The 20,517-nt window shown below is 63.5% G+C and carries 22 protein-coding genes; 14 read left to right on the forward strand and 8 right to left on the reverse strand.

Features of this window, described 5'->3' with window-relative positions:
* Positions 1-40: 40 nt before the first annotated feature.
* Positions 41-226: a hypothetical protein gene (locus C6571_RS14015; protein ID WP_106447236.1), complete on the reverse strand. Its 186-nt coding sequence runs from the start codon at positions 224-226 to the stop codon at positions 41-43.
* 162 nt (positions 227-388) lie between these two features.
* On the opposite strand from C6571_RS14015, the gene C6571_RS14020 reads away from it, so the two are divergent.
* A complete protein-coding gene (locus C6571_RS14020; protein ID WP_146139338.1) occupies positions 389-1,798 on the forward strand; it encodes a DUF2868 domain-containing protein in 1,410 nt (469 codons plus the stop codon).
* Positions 1,795-3,189, forward strand: a complete 1,395-nt coding sequence (locus C6571_RS14025) for a GTPase/DUF3482 domain-containing protein (protein WP_106447238.1) — start codon at positions 1,795-1,797, stop codon at positions 3,187-3,189. Before C6571_RS14020 ends, C6571_RS14025 begins: the two co-directional genes overlap by 4 nt.
* 248 nt (positions 3,190-3,437) lie before the next feature.
* On the opposite strand, the gene hemH is transcribed toward C6571_RS14025, so the two are convergent.
* From hemH to C6571_RS19740, 5 genes are all read right to left on the reverse strand, one after another.
* Complete coding sequence (gene hemH / locus C6571_RS14030; RefSeq protein ID WP_106447239.1) at positions 3,438-4,529, reverse strand: ferrochelatase; 1,092 nt, start codon at positions 4,527-4,529, stop codon at positions 3,438-3,440.
* A gap of 53 nt (positions 4,530-4,582) precedes the next feature.
* The gene (locus tag C6571_RS14035; RefSeq protein WP_106447240.1) at positions 4,583-5,158 is read right to left on the reverse strand and encodes an Lcl C-terminal domain-containing protein; all 576 of its coding nucleotides are present in this window, start codon (positions 5,156-5,158) and stop codon (positions 4,583-4,585) included.
* Between the two features lie 47 nt (positions 5,159-5,205).
* Positions 5,206-5,565: a TraR/DksA family transcriptional regulator gene (locus tag C6571_RS14040; RefSeq protein WP_106447241.1), complete on the reverse strand. Its 360-nt coding sequence runs from the start codon at positions 5,563-5,565 to the stop codon at positions 5,206-5,208.
* A gap of 204 nt (positions 5,566-5,769) precedes the next feature.
* Positions 5,770-8,016, reverse strand: coding sequence for a TonB-dependent receptor (locus C6571_RS14045; protein WP_106447242.1), 2,247 nt, complete (start codon positions 8,014-8,016; stop codon positions 5,770-5,772).
* Between the two features lie 118 nt (positions 8,017-8,134).
* Complete coding sequence (locus C6571_RS19740; protein WP_245901293.1) at positions 8,135-8,530, reverse strand: DUF2946 family protein; 396 nt, start codon at positions 8,528-8,530, stop codon at positions 8,135-8,137.
* A gap of 177 nt (positions 8,531-8,707) precedes the next feature.
* On the opposite strand from C6571_RS19740, the gene C6571_RS14055 reads away from it, so the two are divergent.
* Together C6571_RS14055 and C6571_RS14060 are read left to right on the forward strand one after the other, a co-directional pair.
* Positions 8,708-9,412: an HAD family hydrolase gene (locus C6571_RS14055; RefSeq protein ID WP_245901294.1), complete on the forward strand. Its 705-nt coding sequence runs from the start codon at positions 8,708-8,710 to the stop codon at positions 9,410-9,412.
* Between the two features lie 19 nt (positions 9,413-9,431).
* Positions 9,432-10,091, forward strand: coding sequence for a glutathione S-transferase family protein (locus C6571_RS14060; RefSeq protein ID WP_106447244.1), 660 nt, complete (start codon positions 9,432-9,434; stop codon positions 10,089-10,091).
* 107 nt (positions 10,092-10,198) lie between these two features.
* On the opposite strand, the gene C6571_RS14065 is transcribed toward C6571_RS14060, so the two are convergent.
* Complete coding sequence (locus tag C6571_RS14065; protein WP_106447245.1) at positions 10,199-10,642, reverse strand: universal stress protein; 444 nt, start codon at positions 10,640-10,642, stop codon at positions 10,199-10,201.
* Between the two features lie 113 nt (positions 10,643-10,755).
* Here C6571_RS14065 and C6571_RS14070 point away from each other — a divergent pair, with 113 nt between their 5' ends.
* The 10 genes from C6571_RS14070 to rraA all read left to right on the forward strand — a co-directional run bounded on the left by C6571_RS14070 (position 10,756) and on the right by rraA (position 19,333).
* The gene (locus C6571_RS14070; protein ID WP_106447246.1) at positions 10,756-13,167 is read left to right on the forward strand and encodes a heavy metal translocating P-type ATPase; all 2,412 of its coding nucleotides are present in this window, start codon (positions 10,756-10,758) and stop codon (positions 13,165-13,167) included.
* A gap of 17 nt (positions 13,168-13,184) precedes the next feature.
* Positions 13,185-13,322 (forward strand): cbb3-type cytochrome oxidase assembly protein CcoS, encoded by a 138-nt coding sequence (gene ccoS, locus C6571_RS14075; RefSeq protein ID WP_106447247.1) that lies wholly within the window; start codon positions 13,185-13,187, stop codon positions 13,320-13,322.
* Between the two features lie 62 nt (positions 13,323-13,384).
* The gene (ccoN, locus tag C6571_RS14080) at positions 13,385-14,827 is read left to right on the forward strand and encodes a cytochrome-c oxidase, cbb3-type subunit I (RefSeq protein ID WP_106447248.1); all 1,443 of its coding nucleotides are present in this window, start codon (positions 13,385-13,387) and stop codon (positions 14,825-14,827) included.
* Between the two features lie 16 nt (positions 14,828-14,843).
* Positions 14,844-15,470, forward strand: coding sequence for a cytochrome-c oxidase, cbb3-type subunit II (ccoO, locus tag C6571_RS14085; RefSeq protein WP_106447249.1), 627 nt, complete (start codon positions 14,844-14,846; stop codon positions 15,468-15,470).
* Between the two features lie 9 nt (positions 15,471-15,479).
* Positions 15,480-15,617: a cbb3-type cytochrome oxidase subunit 3 gene (locus tag C6571_RS14090; protein WP_106447250.1), complete on the forward strand. Its 138-nt coding sequence runs from the start codon at positions 15,480-15,482 to the stop codon at positions 15,615-15,617.
* A 30-nt stretch (positions 15,618-15,647) separates the two neighbouring features.
* Positions 15,648-16,562, forward strand: coding sequence for a cytochrome-c oxidase, cbb3-type subunit III (gene ccoP, locus C6571_RS14095; RefSeq protein ID WP_106447251.1), 915 nt, complete (start codon positions 15,648-15,650; stop codon positions 16,560-16,562).
* A gap of 124 nt (positions 16,563-16,686) precedes the next feature.
* On the forward strand, positions 16,687-18,132 hold the full coding sequence (ccoG, locus tag C6571_RS14100) for a cytochrome c oxidase accessory protein CcoG (protein ID WP_106447252.1): 1,446 nt from the start codon (positions 16,687-16,689) through the stop codon (positions 18,130-18,132).
* Positions 18,133-18,186: 54 nt separating this feature from the next.
* Positions 18,187-18,462 carry a FixH family protein gene (locus tag C6571_RS14105; RefSeq protein WP_106447253.1) on the forward strand — a complete coding sequence of 92 codons (276 nt, stop codon included), beginning with the start codon at positions 18,187-18,189 and terminating at the stop codon, positions 18,460-18,462.
* A gap of 40 nt (positions 18,463-18,502) precedes the next feature.
* The gene (locus tag C6571_RS14110) at positions 18,503-18,796 is read left to right on the forward strand and encodes a hypothetical protein (RefSeq protein ID WP_106447254.1); all 294 of its coding nucleotides are present in this window, start codon (positions 18,503-18,505) and stop codon (positions 18,794-18,796) included.
* A gap of 21 nt (positions 18,797-18,817) precedes the next feature.
* The gene (gene rraA / locus C6571_RS14115) at positions 18,818-19,333 is read left to right on the forward strand and encodes a ribonuclease E activity regulator RraA (RefSeq protein ID WP_106447255.1); all 516 of its coding nucleotides are present in this window, start codon (positions 18,818-18,820) and stop codon (positions 19,331-19,333) included.
* A 14-nt stretch (positions 19,334-19,347) separates the two neighbouring features.
* Here the strand turns inward: rraA and C6571_RS14120 are convergent, their stop codons facing one another.
* Entirely contained in the window at positions 19,348-20,493 is a 1,146-nt protein-coding gene (locus tag C6571_RS14120; RefSeq protein ID WP_106447256.1) for an ABC transporter substrate-binding protein, read from the reverse strand.
* Positions 20,494-20,517 lie beyond the last annotated feature (24 nt).

Here is a 20,517-nt window from a genome sequence, read left to right on the forward strand (position 1 = left end):
CGAGCAAGTCCCTGGCTGACGTGCTGTGCAGTGCCTGTGTTTATTCCAAGGCCGCCGCTGCCAGCGCCCTGTCGAGGCTATCGGGCAGGTTGGACAGGGCATCGGCCGACTGCGCCGTGATGTCGGGCAGCAATTGTGTCACTGACGCCACCAGTGCGAGCGCCACGGTGGCGGCAAACGCTGCAAGCGAGTGCCTGGCGGTGCGGTGCGTGCAATGGCGTTTCATGGTGAACCTCCATAGGGAGTGGTGCGGTATGGCCGGAGAACACCGGTTGGAGTTGATTTCAACGCTATTTCGACGCGCTGTCTGTCAGACGCAAGCGCAACCTGGCGTTGCAAGCCCGTGCTTTGAGCCGAAGCCCTGCGGGGTGGACGCTTGAGCGCAGCGTTGAAGACTGCTTTGGCGCAGGTCTGGGTCGCCGAGGCGGTGCAACTTATTGAGCAGAACGGCCCGCTGGACGACGCGCAGGCGTTGGTGCGGGCGCACCGCAGCGGTCTTTCCATGCGCGAACAGCTGCGTGAGCGCGCCTGGCTGCTGGGCGAGCGCCTGGGCCTGGCAGCGCAGCTGGCGCGCTGGTGGGGTGCCGCCTGGCTGCTGGTGCTGCTTGCGGCGGCGGCGGTGCTGGCCCTGGCCAATGGCCTGCTGTTTGCCGTGCTTGCCGACGGGCGTTCGATCAACGCGGCCAGCGCATTCGTCTCGGCGCTGGGTTTGCACGCCCTCACCATGCTGTTCTGGCTGGCCTCCCTGCTGCTAGCTCGCGGCGGCGGGTCCCAGGCCGGCGGGGCGCTTTCCTTGGGCCGCTTCCTGGCCACGCTGGTCTTGCGCCTGCCATTGTGGCGCGGGCCGCAGGCCGCGCCGATGCTGCAGGCCGGCACGCGGCTGGTGGCGCGGGAACGGCTTGCCCCCTGGGTATTCGGTTTGGGGAGCCATCTGATCTGGACGCTGGGCTTTGTGTTCATGCTGGTGGGCTTGTTGTTTGGCTTTGCCTTTCGTGAATACCAGCTGACCTGGGAGACCACCATCCTCAGTCCGCAGTGGTTTGCGGCGTTTGCGCGTACCACGGGTGCGCTGCCAGGCGCACTCGGTGTGCCGGTGCCGGGCCTGGACGTGGGCGCCGGGCAGCTTGCGGGTGCCTGGCCGGCGCGCGACGCCGCGTGGTGGCTTCTGGCCTGTGTGGCGCTGTACGGCCTGCTGCCGCGAGCGCTTTGTGCCTTGTGGTGTGCTTGGGTCGTCCGCCGTGCGTTGCAGCGCATCGACATTGATCTTTCAGACCCCTATTACCAGCAACTGCTGGCCCGACTGCAGGCGCTGGAGCCGGCGCAGGTGACCGACGCGGAGCAACCCGGTGCCGCTCGTGTGCGGGCCCGCAGCGCGGCAAGTGGCGCGTTCACGCAGGCACGCGCCCTGGTGGGCTTCGAACTCGGCGGCGATCTGCCCTGGCCACCCCCAGGCCTGGGATCGGACGCAGACTACACCGTCCGCATTGCCGGCAGCATTGATGAGCGGGCCCAGGCGCAGGAGCGGCTGGCGGCTCTGATGCCCCGCTCGCTGCTGGTAGCGTGTGATGCGGCGGCGTCGCCGGACCGCGGTACAGCCCGGTTTTTGAGCGAGGCTGCAGCGTCGGCACAGCGCTGCGCACTGCTGTTGTATGCTGCCCCTGGGGACGATGGTGATGGCGCGCCCATGCCAGGCGGCACCCGGATCTGGCGCGAATGGATGCAGGGCGCCGGGTTGGCCGATTGGGCCTTTTTCGAGCGCTCCGCCGAGGCCTCCGCCTGGTTGCAGGAGCAGGCATGACACAGCCTATTGCGATTGCCGTGGTCGGCCATACCAATGTCGGCAAAACCTCGCTGCTGCGCACGCTTACGCGCCAGGGAAGCTTTGGCGAGGTGTCGGCGCGGCCCGGCACCACGCGGCATGTCGAGCGCATCGACTTGCGCATTGACGGGCAGGCGGCGGTGCGCTTTTTCGATACGCCGGGCCTCGAAGACGCCGTCGCCCTGCAGCACTACCTGCGCAGTCTTCCCGGTGAATTCGCCAATCCGGTGGAACGCGTACGCAACTTTCTGGCTGGACCCGAGGCGCACGCCGCCTACGAGCAGGAAGCCAAGGTGTTGCGGACGATGCTCGAAGTTGATGCGGCGGTGTACGTCATCGATTGCCGCCAGGACGTACTGCCCAAGTACCGCAGCGAGATCGAGCTCCTGTGTGCCTGCGCACGCCCGGTCATGCCGGTGCTGAACTTCATTGCGGCTTCTGCCGAGCGCGCCGACGCGTGGCGTGCGCTGTTGGCAGGCTTCAATCTGCACGTGTGGATGCAGTTCGACGCCGTGGCGCCCTTTGTCGGCGCCGAGCGGCAGCTGTTCCAGGATTTGTGTGTTCTGCTGCGCGCGCGCCAGGCCGAGTTGCAGGCTGTGGTGGCCGAGCTGGAACGCCAGGGCGCGGCGCGCCGCGCGGCAGCGGCCACGCTGGTGGCGCGACTCTTGGTGCATGCCGCTGCCCTGCGCCATCCGGTACCGCGCGAGGCGCTGGCGAGCCCTGGCGGGCGGGAGCAGGCGCTGGCTCAGTTCCGCGATCAACTGGCTGAGGCCACGCAGAAGTGTGTGCAGGCCGTGCTCGGCGTGTACGGATTTCGCAGCGACGAGGCCGACGTGGCGCTGCAGCCCTGGACCAGCGGGCGTTGGCAGGCCGATCTGTTCCACCCCCAAACGCTGCAGGACGCAGGGCGCAAACTGGGCACGGGCGCAGCGGTGGGAGCGGCCGTGGGTGCTGTGGCCGATGTGGCCTTGGCCGGTCTCTCGCTGGGCGCGGCCACGGCGCTGGGCGCTGCGGTGGGCGGCGTGGCCAGCCAGGGATGGAGCCAGGTGCCGCGCAAGCTGATGCACAGGCTTCAGGGGGCAGAAGAACTCAGCGTCGAAGACGCGGTGCTGTTGGCGCTGGCCGACAGCCTGGTGCGATTGATCGCCGCGCTGGAGCGGCGCGGCCATGCCGCCACGCAGCGCTTGCAGATCGGAGCCGAGGCCGCCGAAGCAGGGCCACTGCAGGAGTTGGTGCGCGCCTTGTCGGCCGCGCGCGGCTTTGCGCCCGACGGATCGGTCTCTCTGCTCGCTGCCAGCCCCGATGCGCGGCGCGAGGCATTGAGCGGACGTGTAGCCGCTTTCCTGCTGCGTTCTCTGTCTGAAGCCTAGGGCCTGCTAACACAAGGGGATCGCGTTGTCTCGCAAAGGGGCTGTATGCAAGGCGCACGTGCGCCGCAAGGCTGGTGCCTTGCAAACGCCGCAGACGGCCTCTTTGCGAGACAACCCGAAGGGAAGGCCATCAGAGCCCGCCCCTGGGCGTTGCGCTCCTTGAGCGTGCGCACGCACGCACGGCGTCGCGCGCCTTGATGGGCAGGCTCTGATGAGCTTCGCGACCCCTTGCATAGTGTTGACAGGCCCTAGTTTCGCGCGCCGCAGGTCTGCGCACGTTCGCGGGAGGCTTCGCGCAGGCCTGGGTTGGCCGACTGCAGCGGCCAGCCCGCCAGGTGCTGCTGGGCGATGTCGCTCAGCGCAGTGATCCAGGCCGGGCTGTCGTTGAGGCATTCGATGTAGTGGAACTGTTCGCCACCGGCGCGCAGAAAGGCCTCGCGCGCTTCCTGGTTGATTTCTTCCAGGGTTTCCAGGCAGTCGCTGGTAAAACCGGGGCAGATCACGTCCACACGCCGCACGCCGGCGCGGGCCAGTTCGATCAGCGTGGGTTCGGTGTAGGGCTGCAGCCACTTGGCCTTGCCAAAGCGCGACTGGAAGGTGACGCGCATTTGCGTGTCGTTCAGGCCCAGGCGCTCGCCGAGCAGGCGCGCGGTTTTGCGTGCTTCGCAGTGGTAAGGGTCGCCCAGGTGCAGCGTGCGCTCGGGCACGCCGTGAAAGCTCATCACCAGTTGCTCGCCCTGGCCGTGCTGCTGCCAGTGGGCCAGCACCTTTTTCGCCAGAGCGTCGATGTAGCCGGGGTGGTCGTGGTAGTGGTTGACAAAGCGCAGCTCGGGGATGGCGCGGGTGCGCGCCGCCCAGGTGTAGACCGCGTCGAACACGCTGGCCGTGGTGGTGGCGGAATACTGGGGGTACAGCGGCAGGATCAGGATGCGCGTGGCGCCCTCCAGTTTGAGGGTGTCGAGCTGGCTGGCAATCGACGGGTTGCCGTAGCGCATGGCGTGGCGCACCAGCACCGGGGCACCGGCTTCGCCCAGCCAGCCGAGCAGCAGCTTGGCCTGCTTTTCGGTCCACACCGCCAGCGGCGAGCCTTCTGGCGTCCAGATACTGCGGTACTTGGCCGCCGACTTGGCCGGCCGTGTGCGCAGAATGACGCCGTGCAGGATCAGCCACCACAGGGGTTGGGGGATCTCCACCACGCGGTGGTCGGCCAGGAACTGGCCCAGGTAGCGCCGCAATGCTGCGGGCGTCGGTGCGTCGGGCGTGCCCAGGTTGCACAAGAGGACGGCGGTGCGCGTCGGCGCGCCATGGGCGTATGCGGGTTCTGGGGGAAAAAAAGACATGCGCGATTGTCGGGCAAGCAGCAGCGCTGCGCTGCGCGGGCCGGACGGCGTTGTCAGTCGGCGCCGCGCACCAGGCGCACCGGCAGCTTGCTGGTGCGCGGCACGTCGCTGCGGGTGTCTGCGTTGTCCATATCCACGGCCCAGCCTTCCAGGGCTGCCAGTCGGTGGCCCGAGGTTCGGCCGCTGGCGATATTGTTGTAGTTGTAGGGGTTGAGGGAAAGTTGGCGCACGGTGGCGGTGCCGGACCAGTGCAGGCCGCCAGGGGCGGCTGGAAACAGTCTGGCATCGATGCCCGGTGGCGTTGCCTGCTTGTCAACCAGACGGCGCAGTTCCAGCGTACGCGGCAGTCGCCACGGCACGCCTTCGGCGGCGCCGCGCGCCTTGGCGCGGGCACTGGCTTCGGCGCGGGTGAGCAGCAGGGGCGTGCCGGCGCAGGTCTTGCCATTCCATTGCATACCCTCGACACAGCGTGCCCACAGCGTGCGGGCGCGCGCGTCAAGCACGGCTTGTCCGTCTTCGGTTGGCGCAAACGCGGCGCCATCGGAAGCAGCGAGAGGCTCGGCCGCCTGGGCGACCGGCAGGGCCGCAGCGGCGAGCAGCAGCGCGGCAAGGCCTGGAGCGAACGTCATCGAATGCACCTCCCTGAAACGGCGGTGGCGCCGCAACGAAGCGCCGGTCAGCGCGGTGCCTGCTGGTTCTCCCAGCGTGATTTGCAGGCCACGCAGTGCTGGGTTTGTGGTTCGATTTTCAGGCGCTCAAAGGGAATCGTGCAACCGCACTCCCCGCATTCGCCGTAGCTGCCTTCGTCCATGCGTTTGAGCGCGTTGTCGATGCGTGCAATGTCGGTCGCGTCAATGTCGGTCAGGGCCTGATCGACTTCGCGTGCCACATTGCGTTGCAGCACAGCGCCCTCGTCCTGGGTGGGCGGGATCAGGTTCTCGCGGTTTTGCTCCATTTGCACCAGCAACTCGGCGCGGCGCGCCAGCAGCAGCGCGCGCAATTCGTTCATTTGGGTGGTGTTCAATTTTTCGCTCATGGGGTTCTCCTGGAAGCGTGGGCGCCCGGTGGCGCGCAACACTTCCAGAATAGCCCTTATGTTCGGCCTGTGGATACGATGGGATCAAGCCGAGCGCATACGCACCGTCCGCAGAGCCTGAAATATCCAGAAAAAATTGCGGTTAGCGCAATACCTATAAGCGAATGCAGCTATTGATTGAATAGCGCCCTGCCTTGCAAGGGTTTAGAACTGCATGCTCAGCCCGAGCTTGAACGAACGCCCCATGCCCGGCACGCTGATGCCCCATGGCACGGCTGTACCGCCCATGGTGGCACCCTGTCCAACATACGCGCCGCCCTGGGGATGCGCGTAGTAGCGATCAAGCAGGTTGTCTATGCCCAGGTCAAGCCGCCAGTTCTGCCATTGGTAGCTGCTGCGCAGGTTCAGCAGGCCATAGCCAGTGGTGGCCAGTTCGTTGCGTTCGGCAGAAACGCGTGTCTTGGCCGCCACCAGCAGCACTTCCGCGGTGCTGCTCCAGGCGCCACTTTGCTGCGTAAGCGCCAGGCGCGCATGGAGCGGCATGGTGTTGTAGAGGCCGTCGCCGGTGTCCCGGTTGCGCGCCCAGGTCTGGCTGAGTGCGCCGTCCAGCCGCAGGGCACCGAGCCAATCGTTCTTGCCCAGGTCCATGAAGCCCGAGATGTCAAAGCCCCAGAGCCGAGCGTCGGCGTTGGCAAAGCGCAGGTAGACGAATTTCTGCTGCGCCGCGACGTTGGCGGCGTTGCAGGCGCTCATCATGCCGCTGCCCCCGCTGCAGCGCTTGGCGTCGATGTAGTTGTGCACCTGGCTGATCCAGGGCGTCAGGCGCAGGCCCCAGCGCTGGCCGGATGCGTCGTGCCAGTCGGCCGTGGCGCTCAGCGTGTGAGCGGCTTCGGGCAGCAGATCGGGGTTGCCGACGTAGCCGTTGCCGTCGCCCGCCAGGTTGACCATGCGCATGGCCATCCCGCCGGTGGACCAGGCGAAGCGCTCGTACAGGTTGGGGGAGCGGGTCTTGCGGGAAAAGCCGAACTCGTAGCTGCTGCTCTCATTGGGCGTGTAGCGGGCCAGGGCGCTGAGGTCGAGGTTGTGGTCGCTGCGGCTGCGGTCTTTGGCGTTGAACGCGGCCGCCTCGGCGCCGTAGCTGGCGTTGTAGCCCTGCACCTCGCCGCTGTTGCTGCGCACCTGGCTGCTGCGCAGGCCGATCTGGCCGACCCAGGCGGGGCTCCAGCGTGTTTCCCATTCACCGTAGACGTCGAAGCGGTCGCGCTGGCCATCGGCGATGTTGCGGAAGATGTCGGGCGCCATGCCGCCGCCGGATGGCATCCACCAGTCGTCCAACCGGTAGTGCAGGGCCTCGGCGCCTGCGCGCAGCGTGCTCTGATCCGACAGGGCGATGTCGCCCGAGAGCTTGGCTCCGCTGGTGCTGCCGCGCGTGTCCATGGGCATGCCGGTGGCCTTGCCGCCTCCGTACAGGTACTGTTTGTCAGGGCCAAAATCCATGGCGTGGCGCGTTTGCTCATGCCAGGCGCGTGCCTGCAAGTCGCCCCAGGCAAAGCTGCGCTGGTAGCGCAGGTTCAGGTGGGTGCTGTCGTTGCGCGTCATGTCCATGCGCTGGTTGGGGAAGTTCTGGTAGGGCACATCCTGCATGCCGACTTCAAGGCCCAGCAGGCTGTCGTCGCCACGAAAGGCCAGCGAGAGCGACTGGTTGCGTGCCCGGTAGCTGCTGGAGCCCACTTCGTCGCCGGCCAGGATGCGATCGGGCTTGTCGGCGCCGGCCGGGCCGGCGGCTTTGAAGGCGCGCGCGGCGTGGAAATTGCCGGACTGCGCGGTGGAACCGTCGTAGCGCAGGCTGAATTGATCGGTGGCATAGGTGGCGCTGGCGTGGCCGCCCAGGCCCTTGCCGTTGCTGCGCGCCCAGGCGCCGACTTCTCCTCGGGTGATGGGGCCCTGGCCTGGCGCAGCAAATACCAGCGGCGCCGTCTCCATCAGGATGCTGGCGCCAATGCTGTCGCCGCCCACGCTTACCGGCGCGGTGCCGGTGAACACGCGCACCGCAGACACCCGCGAAGGATCGACATACGACAGCGGCGGGTTCATGTGGTTGCCGCAGGAGGACACGAGGTCCATGCCATCGAGCTGAATGCGCAGGCGGTCGTCCGTCATGCCGTGGACGCTGGGCAGGCTGGAGACGCCGCCCGCGCCTTGCAGGCTAATACCGGGAATGCCCTGCAGCAGTGCGGCGGTGTCTGCGCCGGCAGCGCGGCGCTCGGCCAGCGTTTCGGCTGTGGGTTGCAGGGGCCGCGCGGCGGGTGTGGGTGCATGCACCGTCACGGTGGGCAGGGCCGACTCTTGTGCCAGAGCCGACAAGGGCAGGGCAGCGAGCAGGGCGCACAGCGGTGCAAGGCGGTGCGCAGGGAGCGACGCAGAGTTGCGCCGGAGGGTGGATCGGGTCATGAGAAGGTTCCAACAGATAAGTGGGAGGCAGGCGCAGCTGCGCCTAGCAGAGGGCGCGAAGCAAGGCGCGCCGACGAGCAGTCGCGCTAGCGCCTGCAGAAGGTCAACAAGGGAAAATTCAGGCGGCCTGAGGCGGCGCCTGTGCCGGCGGCCTGACGCCGCGCTCACGCTCGGCGGGCGCCGCTGCGCGGTACCAGCGGGGCGCCGCACCCGCCAACCTGGACGCAGGCTCGGCCTGCCGGAATACGCTGCTGGGCACGGTGCCAGCGCCCGCCAGAGCGCACACCGGGCAGCCCGCAGCCGCCATGCCGCCCATCGGGTCCGTAGAGCTGCTGGAATCTGACGTGCCCAGGTTTTGGGCACTACAGACCTCGCCCCATTGCAGCCAGGCGCTGGACTGTTGTGCCAGATGCCGGTGGCTGAGCTGTACCATCCACAGCTGCGCCAACACCGCCAGCAAAGCAAGCAGGCAGGCGGCACGGGAGGGGCGCAAAAGAGAACGGTGCACAGTCACGGGACGGTATTGTGCTGGGACAGGCGCCGCTTTCGGGTGCTGCCCGCGGCTCTTGCTGCAGCCCTTGCGCTGTGTCAAGGTGTACTGCACGCAGGCCGCCATTCGGCGCGGGAAAGGGCTGCGGTATTCTGGTGGGCGAACCGCTATTGCCCATCGCCCGCTTTATCCTCTTCGCCTGTGCCTCTTGATCTTTCCCAAATCCGCGCTGTCAGTCTGGACCTGGACGACACGCTCTGGCCGGTGTGGCCGACCATTGCACGCGCCGAAACTGCTTTGCAGGATTGGCTGCACCAGCACGCACCGGCCACGCAGATGCTGTGCGCCCAGCCGGATGCACGGCTGGCGCTCCGCGCGCAGGCAGCGCGGTCCCTGCCGGGCAGCGCGCACGACATGAGCGCGCTGCGCCAGGAGGCCATCCGCCTGGCGCTGCTGCAGGCGGGGGACGACCCGCAACTGGCCAGCGCCGCGTTTGAAGTTTTTCTGGCCGAACGCCAGCGCGTGGAGTTGTTTGAGGACGCCTTGCCAGCGCTTGAATTCCTGAGCCGCCGGTATCCGCTGGTGGCACTCTCGAACGGCAACGCCGATGTCTCGCGCATCGGCCTGCAGCACTTCTTTGCCGCCAGCGTCGGCGCGCACGAAGTGGGCTGCGCCAAACCCGATGCCCGCATGTTCCAGCGCGCTGCCGATCGGGTGGACGTAGCCGCCAGCCAGGTACTGCATATTGGCGACGATGCGCTCCACGATGGCGTCGGCGCGCTCGCTGCCGGCATGCAGATGGCGTGGCTCAACCGCGCCGCCAAACCCTGGGAGCATGCACCCTGGGAACCCCACCTGACCGTGGCCGGGCTGGATGCCTTGTGCATTCACCTTGCTGACGCATGACTTTTTGAAAGCCCCAACCGTGTCTCTCACCATCTACGGCATTGCCGCCTCCCGCGCCGTGCGCCCGCTTTGGGCAGCCACCGAGCTCGGGCTCCACTTTGCCCATGTGCCGCTGCGCTACCAGGAAGGCGCCACGCGCGCGCCCGATTTTCTTGCGCTCAACCCCAATGGCCACATTCCCGTGCTGATCGATGAGCGGCCCGAGGGCCAGGTGGTTCTTTGGGAGAGCATGGCCTGCACGCTGTACCTGGCGCGCTACTACGGGCGGGCCGACGGCGTCGACATCAGCCCCGCTACGCCGCAGGAGGATGCGCAGGCGCTGCGCTGGAGCTTCTGGACCGTGACCGAGCTGGAGAAAGATGCTCTGACCGTCCTGATGCACCGGCGCGTGATGCCTGAGGCGCAGCGCAAGGGCGATCTGGCAGACGCTGCAGAAAAGCGTCTCAAGCAGCCGCTTGCGGTGCTGGAATCCGAGTTGCTGGCGCAGCAAGCACGGGGCTGCGACTGGCTGGCAGGCCCGCGTTTCACCGTGGCCGACTTGTGTGTTGCCAGCGTCCTGGCATGGGCGCTACCGGCGCGTGCATTGCTGGCGCAGCACCCGGTGGGTAGCGCGTGGCTGGAGCGGTGCCTGGCGCGCCCCGCGCAGCAAGCCATGCGTGCATTGGCGCGCAAGGGCTGAATAGGCTTCCGTGTACTGACGAAATGCTATTAAATAAATAGCTTCTAGCGCTTATAGAATAAGCGCTGGAGGCTGATTTTGTATAAAAATTGCGCCTGCAACCGGGCTCAGCGCAGCACCAGCACCGGAATGTGCGAATGCGTCAGCACGTGCTGCGTCTCGCTGCCCAGCAGCAGGCGCTTGAAGCCTTTGCGGCCGTGCGAGGCCATCACGATAAGGTCGCACTTGTGCTTCTTGGCGGCGGCGATCAACGCCTCGGCCACCAAGTCTGACTTGGCTACCAGCGCCCTTACGGTCACGCCCTGCGCGCTGCCTTCGAGCTTGACGGCATCGACCAAGCCCTGTGCTGAAGCGGTCCATTGCGCCTCAATCTGTTTGATGTCCTTGGCATCGACAGGCAACGCACCTTCCATATAGCTGCGCGGGTAGCGCGGAACCACTTTGAGCGCCACCAGGCTTGCCCCCGTCAACGCCGCGAGCGAGATCGCGCTCTTTACGGCTTTGTCGGAAAGTTCAGAGCCATCGGTGGCAACGAGGATGCGCTTGTACATGGTGAGCCTTTGCTGTTCGGTGGAGAGACACAGGGAGCAGCGTAGGGGCGTATGCCCCTGGGCAAATTGAGCAATGTCAATTCCATGCAAGCGGCGTGGGTTAAGCTTGCGCCATGTCAACAAATGTTCCAGGGCCAGTGCCTGGCGGGCTTGCGGCGCCGACCCAGGACGCGTCCGTAGTGCCTAGCGCAAGCGGCGATGCGCTGCTGGATGATCCGGCGGAGTGGCCGGCCTTTGGCCGGAAGGTGGACGCCCAGGCATCGGGTGAGCGCTGGGAGTCGCACGTCGTCATTGAAGGCATGCATTGCGCCGCCTGCGCGTTAACGATTGAAGATGCACTGCGCAGCGTCCCCGGCGTAGAGCAGGCAGACGTCAGCGCCGCCAGCCAGCGTGCCCGCGTGGTCTGGAGCGCTACCGCCGCGCCTCCGTCCCTGTGGTTTGCTGCGGTGCGCCGCGCCGGCTACCGCGCGCTGCCGGCGGCCGATGTCCAGGCGCGCCAGCAGCGCGTGCAGGAACACCGGCGGGCATTGTGGCGCTGGCTGGTCGCAGGCTTTTGCATGATGCAGGTGATGATGTACGCGTGGCCCGCCTACATTGCTCAGCCAGGCGATCTGAGCGGTGAAATGGAAGCCCTTTTGCGCTGGGCCTCCTGGGTCATCACGCTGCCCGTCGTGCTGTTTGCCTGCGGGCCGTTTTTCACGAGCGCGTTGGCAGACATCCGCCATCGCCGCATCAGCATGGATCTGCCGGTGGCCCTGGGCATGGCCATCACCTTCGTCATCAGCAGTCTCGGCACCTTTGACCCGGACGGAATTTTTGGCCGCGAGGTGTATTTCGACTCGCTGACCATGTTTGTTTTTTTCCTGCTGACCGGGCGTTGGCTGGAACTGCGCCTGCGCGACCGCACGGCCGGTGCGCTTGAGGCCGTGATGAACCGGCTTCCCGACAGTGTCGAGCGACGCGATGACGACGGGCACTTCGTTCGCGTGGCAGTGCGGCGCCTTGCAGTGGACGACGTGGTGCGTGTGCTGCCGGGGGAGGCATTTCCGTCTGATGGCTGTTTGATATCTGGCAGCACGCGCGTGGATGAAGCCTTGTTGACGGGCGAGTCGAGCCCGCGCTGGCGCACCGTGGGCGCATTGGTATCAGCGGGCAGCATGAACCTGGAATCTGCGGTGCAGATGAAAGTGGAGCGATTGGGTGCCGATACCCGCTTTGGCGAAATCGTGGCACTGATGGAAAGCGCCTCACTGCAGAAGCCTCGCTTGGCACAGTTGGCGGATCGCGTGGCGCGGCCCTTTCTGGTTTTCGTGCTGCTGGCCGCGTTGGGCGCCATGCTTTGGTGGTGGCCGCGCGACCCGCAGCATGCACTGATGGTCGCGGTGTCGGTCTTGATCGTCACCTGCCCCTGCGCACTGTCGCTGGCAACTCCCGTCGCCATGCTTTCAGCGGCAGGTGCCTTGGCACGGGGCGGCGTGCTGGTGCGCAACCTGCAGGCGCTGGAGACACTGGCTGGCATTGACAGCGTAGTGTTTGACAAGACCGGCACCCTGACCCACGACCGCATGGCGCTGCGCCATATGGAAACTTCAAGCGACTGGACGCAGGCTGAGGCGCTCGGCCTTGCGGCCGTTGTGGCGCGGTATTCCTTGCACCCCGCTTCGCGTGCGCTGGTAGCCGCAGCAGAGCAGGCGGAGCCGCACGGCAATGGTGTCTGGGAAGTTGTGGAGGTCACCGAAACACCGGGCAGAGGCCTTAGCGCGCAGCTGCGCTTGCGCGATGGCAGCCAGGCCATCCGCACCCTCCTGCTCGGTTCGGCCGAGCACGTGGGTGCGCCCTGGTTCGAGCGCGACGGCCTGCAAGTCTGTATGGCCTTGGATGGCGGTGCTGTTGCCGACCGGTCGTGGGCACGTTTCGACCTGGAAGAGCAATTGCGCAGCGATCTGCACACCTCGCTTCGCGCACTCGCGCAAGCGGGGATTGGCGTGCAGATCCTTTCGGGTGACTATGCGGGCTCGGTGGCACGCGTCGCACAGCGGGCCGGCATCGACGCATGGCGCGGCGGTTGTACCCCCGCCGACAAGCTCGCGGCCATTCGCGCCTTACAGGCGCGCGGCCACCGCGTGGCGATGGTCGGTGACGGATTGAACGACGGCCCGGTGCTGGCGGCTGCCAACGCATCGTTTGCCTTTGGTAGCGCAGTGCCCTTGACGAGCTTGCGTTCCGACTTTGTCGTGCTGGGAGGCCAATTGCCCTTGATCGCCCAATCCGTGCTGCTGGCGCGCCGGACGCTGCGGATCGTGCGGCAGAACCTCCTGTGGGCTGCGGGGTACAACGTGGTGAGCGTTCCACTCGCTATTGCGGGTCTCATGCCAGCATGGCTTGCCGGCCTGGGCATGGCGGCAAGCTCCCTGTTGGTGGTGTTGAACTCCGCCCGCTTGGCGCGTGCTATGCCATCGCTCGTGCCAGCCGCTGATGGCGCAGGAAAGCCTGTACCGATGACGCATACCCAGGTTCACGCCTGAAATTTCAAGGATTTTCCATGGATATTCTTTATATGCTCATCCCTCTGTCCGTAGGCTTGGTGCTGCTTGTGCTGCTCGGACTGTGGTGGGCCGTTTATCGCGGCCAGTTCGAGAACGTCGATCAGGAAGCCGAGCGCATTCTTCGAGAGAATTGACTTTGGTCAAAAACACTACTGCCTGTCCGGTTAATACTTTCGCAGTCTTTTAGAGGTAATCGATGACTCCTTCAACAACAGCAACCGCCGGGTACTACAACGACACCGTTGTGCGGCAGTTTTCCATCATGTCCGTGGTGTGGGGCGTGGTCGGCATGCTCGTCGGCGTGTTGATCGCATCCCAGCTGGCGTGGCCAGAACTGAACTTCGGGATCCCCTGGCTCAGCTATGGGCGCCTTCGGCCACTGCACACCAATGCGGTGATCTTCGCCTTTGGTGGCAGCGCACTTATCGGTACCAGCTATTACGTGGTGCAGCGCACCTGTCAGGTACGGCTCTTCGCCGCTCCTTTGGCCGCGTTCTCTTTCTGGGGCTGGCAGCTGGTCATTGTCGCGGCGGCCATCAGCCTGCCCTTGGGCTACACCTCCGCAAAGGAATACGCTGAGCTGGAATGGCCCATCGATATCCTCATTACCCTCGTATGGGTGGCCTATGCCATCGTGTTCTTCGGAACCATCGGTATTCGCAAGGTGCGCCACATTTACGTCGCCAATTGGTTCTACGGCGCTTTTATTCTGGCGATTGCGTTGCTCCATATCGTCAACAGTGCGGCAATTCCGGTGAGCTTCATGAAGAGCTATTCGGCGTATGCGGGGGTTCAAGACGCGATGGTGCAGTGGTGGTACGGCCACAACGCCGTGGGCTTCTTCTTGACCGCTGGCTTCCTGGGGATGATGTACTACTTCATTCCCAAGCAGGCCAATCGCCCTGTTTACAGCTACCGCCTCTCCATCGTTCACTTCTGGGCGCTGATCTTCACGTACATGTGGGCGGGTCCGCACCATCTGCATTACACCGCCTTGCCTGACTGGACGCAGTCGGTCGGCATGGTGTTTTCGCTCATCCTTCTGGCGCCCAGCTGGGGCGGCATGATCAACGGCGTGATGACGCTGTCCGGCGCATGGCACAAGCTGCGTGATGACCCCATCTTGCGCTTTCTGATCGTGTCGCTGTCGTTCTACGGCATGTCCACGTTCGAAGGTCCGATGATGTCCATCAAGACCGTCAATGCACTCTCGCACTACACCGACTGGACGGTGGGCCACGTGCACTCAGGCGCGCTCGGCTGGGTAGGGCTGATCACCATGGGCTCGCTCTACTACCTGATCCCGCGCCTGTTTGGCCGCGAGAAGATGCATTCCATCAAGGCCATCGAGCTGCACTTCTGGCTCGCCACCATCGGCATCGTGCTGTACATCGCCGCGATGTGGATTGCCGGCGTGATGCAAGGTCTGATGTGGCGTGCAGTGAATACCGATGGCACCCTGACTTACACCTTTGTCGAAAGCGTAAAAGCGACCTACCCGTTTTACGTCATTCGCGTGCTCGGTGGAGTGCTGTACCTCGGAGGCATGCTGGTCATGGCCTGGAACGTCTGGGTGACCGCGAGTTCGGGCCGCTCCTCCACCGTGGCGATTCCGGCCCTCAAGTCTGCCCAAGCCTGAGTTTTAGGATTGATTCATGTCAAATAAGAATGTGTCCAAGGGCTTCTCGCACGAGAACATCGAGACCAACAACTTCCTGATGATCGTCTTGATTGTTCTGGTAATTGCTGTTGGCGGTCTGGTGGAAATCGTGCCCCTGTTCTTTCAGAAGTCGACCACAGAGCCCGTCAAGGGCGTAGAGCCCTATGCCGCGCTGCCGCTGATGGGGCGCGACATTTACGTCCGAGAAGGTTGCTACAACTGCCACTCGCAGATGATTCGCCCCTTCCGTGCAGAAACGCTGCGCTACGGCCATTACTCGGTGGCGGGCGAGTTCGTCTATGACCGCCCGTTTCAGTGGGGCAGCAAGCGCACTGGCCCGGACTTGCACCGCGTGGGTGGAAAGTACAGCGACGAGTGGCATCGCATCCACCTCAACAATCCGCGTGATGTGGTGCCTGAGTCGAACATGCCTGCGTATTCCTGGCTCAACAAAAACATGCTGGATCCGAGCGATATCACGCCACGCATGAATGCCCTGCGCATGTTGGGCGACCCCTATACCGACGAACAGATCGCCGCAGCACCCGAGGCGCTCAAAGGAAAAACAGAAATGGACGCCTTGGTTGCCTATCTGCAGATGCTTGGTCTCGCGCTCAGATAAGGAGAGATTATGGATGTCACCACCCTCAGGATCATTTTCACGCTGCTGTCGTTCGCCTGCTTTTTAGGCATTGCCGTGTGGGCCTATTCCGGCCGCAATCGCGAGCGCTTTGAAGAAGCCGCGCAACTACCATTCGAACAAGACTGAGCCGATCGGTCCGGAAAACGAGAACACTTCATGAGCGATTTCACCCACAATTTCTGGTCGATCTACGTCGCCGGCCTGACACTGGCCGGAATTTTCGGCTGCGCGCTGCTGCTGTGGATGACGGCACGTAAGAAAATTGATTCCAGCGACGACAACACCACCGGGCATGTCTGGGACGAAGATCTGATGGAAATGAACAACCCCATGCCACGCTGGTGGATGTGGCTGTTTGTCATCACCATCGTATTCGCCCTGGGTTACCTTGCGGTCTATCCCGGGCTTGGCACTTTTGCTGGCAAATTTGGCTGGACGCAAGTCAATGAATACCAGGACGAAATGAAAAAAGGCGAGGAACAAATCGCCCCGGTGTACGCACGCTTTGCTGCCATGACAACGGAGCAATTGGCTGGCGACGCGCCGGCCATGGCCATTGGGGAGCGCTTGTTCATGAACAACTGCGCGCAATGCCATGGCTCCGACGCACATGGAAGCAAAGGGTTTCCGAACCTGACCGATGGCGACTGGCTCTACGGTGGCACACCCGAGCAAATCAGCGAGACGATTCACAAAGGCCGCGTTGGCGTCATGCCACCCATGGCTGACGCCGTGGGATCGTCGGATGACGTGCGCAACGTGGCCCACTATGTGTTGAGCCTGTCTGCCAGTCCACATGATTCGGTCCGGGCATCGCTTGGAAAATCCAAGTTTGTGGCCTGCGCCGCGTGCCATGGCATGGACGGCAAGGGCAACCAGGCTCTGGGCGCCCCCAATCTGACCGATGACATTTGGCTCCATGGCTGGGGCGAAGCCGCAATCACTTCAATGATCAACAGTGGAAAGACGAATCAAATGCCGGCGCAAGCCGACAAGCTGAACGAGCAGCAGCTGCGCGTATTGACTGCCTTCGTGTGGGGCAAATCGAACCAGAGCTCGCCAGCTCGTTGAGTGTTGTGTTGCGTAGCGTGCAGGATGCCTGCCCACTGCATGCCCAGTGCGGCTTTTTGAGCGTGCGATATGACCTCGCACGTGCCACCTTTTTGAATCTGTTGCATTCTCAGAATAGTTATTCATGAACACCCCAGGCGACAAGCCTCGCAAGGTGATTCCGATTGCGCCCATTGCGTCGGAACCCTCAGCCCAGCAAGGAAGCTCCTCGCTCTACGAGGCGCAGAAAAAGGTCTACCCACGTTCGATCAGTGGATTTTTTGCGCGCTGGCGCTGGGCCATGGTGTTCCTCACCCAGGCGGTGTTCTACGGATTGCCTTGGCTGGAATGGGGCCAGCGGCAGATGGTTTTGTTCGATCTGGGCGCCCGCCGGTTCTACATGTTCGGCCTGGTGCTTTACCCGCAGGATTTCATTTACCTGACCGGGCTGCTGATCATTTCGGCTTTGTCACTGTTCCTGTTCACCGCCGTCGCTGGCCGCCTGTGGTGCGGGTTTGCCTGTCCACAAACGGTGTATACCGAGATATTCATGTGGATCGAACACAAGGTCGAGGGAGAGCGAAGCGCCCGGGTGCGGCTTGACAATGGTCCCTGGACCTTGGAAAAGGTTTGGAAAAAATCGCTCAAGCAAACACTGTGGGTGTTGATTTCCTTTTGGACGGGCTTCACTTTCGTCGGGTACTTTGTGCCAATTCGGCAGTTAGGTGTAGAGCTGGCTGCATTTCAGGGCAGCTGGCAAATGTTCTGGGTGCTGTTCTATGGTCTTGCCACCTATGGCAACGCTGGTTTTTTGCGTGAGCAAGTGTGCAAATACATGTGTCCCTATGCGCGTTTCCAGAGCGCCATGTTCGACAAGGACACATTGATCGTCACTTACGACGAAGCCCGTGGCGAGCCGCGCGGCCCGCGCATCAAGACAGTGGATTACAAGGCCAAGGGTCTGGGGGACTGCATTGACTGCACATTGTGTGTGCAGGTCTGCCCCGTAGGTATCGATATTCGGGATGGCTTGCAATACGAATGCATTGGCTGCGGCCTGTGCGTGGACGCCTGCGACAGTGTGATGGACAAGATGCACTATCCACGCGGCTTGATTCGTTTCTCCACGCAGAACGCCGTGGCCAAGGGCTGGGGTAAGGCAGAGATTTTCCGTCACGTACTGCGCCCGCGCGTGCTCATCTACACCGGTATTCTGGTGGCGCTCTGCATCGGAATGCTCGCCAGCCTCGTGGTGCGCACCCCGCTCAAGGTGGACGTTGTGCGTGACAGAGCAGCCCTGTCGCGTATTGTGGCTGGGGGCAAGCTGGAGAATATTTACCGGCTCCAGGTCATGAATGCCACCGAAACCACGCACCGTTATCGCATCAGTGCGTCGGGCCTGGACGGCTTGGAACTGGTGTCCGAGCCAGAGTTCGAAATTGAGGCAGCGCAGTCGCGCTGGGTTCCGGTGAATCTGCGCATTCCTTACGGCTCGGCGGAGCCGGGCTCGCATCCGGTGCAATTCGAGATTCAAGCGGTTGGCACAGATGCCAAGGTGCGCGAGAAATCGGTGTTTCTGGTGCCACGCTGAGCGACAGTACGATGACTGTGCATGTATTCGCCGCCATTTTTTTGAATCATTTGAATGAACAATTCGCCCATGTCTGATGCCGTACCGCCGAAACCGTGGTGGAAGTTTGGCTTTGTCTGGCTCGTCATCGGCGGACCTGCCGTGGTGGTGGTCGCGTCGTTCGTGACCTTGTGGTTGGCGATTCGCACCCCCGATCCAGTGATCGACGAGAATTATTATCAGAACGGCATTGCCATCAACAAAACCCTTGAGGCGCAGGATCGAAATTTGGCGCCTGCGATAAAGGCTCGCAACCATGCGGCGACGCCAGATGGTCAAGCGCCGCGCTGATTTGTTCAATAACCATGAAGATTCTCAAGGAAGCATGCCGATGTGGACCCAACGCCTGATGTGGATTGCATGGCCCGCCTTTTTAATGGCGGGTGTGCTGGAGATGCTGATTTTTGCGTTTGTCGATCCGAGTGATCTGCACTGGTTTGGCGAACCTATCGGGCTCTCGCGCCAAGGTGTGTACACGATTGCATTCTTTCTTTTCTGGGGAGTGACCATGGCCTCGAGCGCAATCACCACCTTGCTGTCGTTTTCACCTTTCGAGGTCAATCGCTGCCCGGTGCCCCACGGCGAGCGGCCTGAGGACTGCCGTAAGCACCCTTCACACGCTTGAGAAGCGGTTGTGGAATCCAGAATGATCCGACTTTCTATTCCCCAGGTCTCGACCTGCGATCTTTGTGATCGCTTCAAGGCGGACGACAGCGACGCCTTTCGTGTCTTGCCGCCGGTCTTCGCCTCGTACGGCGGGCTCCGCGCATTTGCCGGGCGGGTCAGCACGGTGAAGTGTTTTGAGGACAACGCGTTGGTGAAAGCCGCGCTGGATCAGCCAGGTGAAGGTCGCGTGTTGGTGGTTGACGGCGGTGGTTCGCTGCGCCGGGCGCTCGTCGGCGGCAATCTGGCGGCGGCGGCGGTCGCCAATGGCTGGGTCGGTTTGGTGGTGGACGGCTGTGTCCGTGACCTGGCTGAATTGGCGGTTGCAGAGCTGGGCATTCGCGCCTTGGGGCTGATGCCCATGCCTACCATCAAGCGTGGCGAGGGGCAGCGCGACGTGGCCGTGCAAATTCGTGGGGTGGTTGTACGGCCTGGGGACTGGTTGTATGCGGATGACGATGGCATCGTCGTCAGCACATCGGCGGTTCACTCCGCCTGATTCCCGACGGCGCGCTACCGCCGAAACCGTTCACCGTTGAAATAGGTCAGCTCGACAAAATCGGTTCCGCTGTGGTCGGTGGGTCCATAGCGAACTTCAAAGCCGCCCAGGTCATAGGGGCGCATTGAGTGCATTGCCTCGATGAGCTTCTCGCGGGTAGCGCTGCGGCCACTGCGGCGCAAGGCTTCGATGAGGATGCGGGCATTGACGTATCCCTCCAACGAAGAGTAGCCGGGCTCCGTTTGGCCTGCCTTCTTGAGTGCGTTCTGGTAGGCATGGACGAGTGGCATGGCCACACTGTGTGGGCTGGGCACGACCTGCGCCACCGTGATGCCCACTGCGGCGTCGCCCAAAGCGGCGAGCAGTGGGCGCGATCCCAGAAAGGAGATGGAGAACGCGGGCGTTTGAATGCGCTTTCTCAGGCCTTTGTAGAACGGAATGCCGAGCCCCCCAATCGCTAGCGACATCAATGCTGTGGGTTGAAATGCAACGATTTCCTCGATGCCTTTTGCGATTCCATCGGGTGTCTCGGCCACCAGGAAGGCCTTCCAGGTGGTGTTTTTGTAGCTCTTTGCCGCTGCTTCAAAAGCGGCGATCGCCGCTTTACCAAAGGGATTGTCGAAATACGCAACGGCGCATTTGGTGAAACCCGTAGAACTCAGCTGCCGAGCAATCTTGCTCAATTCCTGCGCATAGCTGGCCCGAGTGTGAAACACCAGGGGATTGAACGGCCGCAAGGCGTCGGAGCCTGTTGCGGGTGCAATCAAAGGGACTTTGGCTGGCACCAGTACGTGAAGCGCCCCCATCACGCTGGTCGTTCCGCCGCATGCGAACAGGGTCAATACCTGGTCTTTTTCAATCAGTTGGCGCGTGTTTTCGGCCGCTTTCGCCGGCGCTCCGCCATCGTCAAGGCTGACCATTTCCAGCATCCGTCCGTCGATGCCGCCTTTCTCGTTCACCTCCTGGAACGCTGCCGCAATGCCCTTGTTCATCTCCACGAATGGGAAAGCGAGCGGTCCTGTGAGCGCCGCCGTTTGGCCGATTCGCAAGCTCTGCGGCTGTGCGCGGACCCAAGCCGGTATGCCCAGCGCGGTCACGACGGACGCTTTCAGAATACGGCGGCGGTCTGTCGGTACTGGGAAATTCGTTGCTTTGATCATGGCGATTCAGTGGGATGGCAAGCT

This window comes from Simplicispira suum (assembly GCF_003008595.1).
Classification (GTDB): Bacteria; Pseudomonadota; Gammaproteobacteria; order Burkholderiales; family Burkholderiaceae_C; genus Simplicispira; species Simplicispira suum.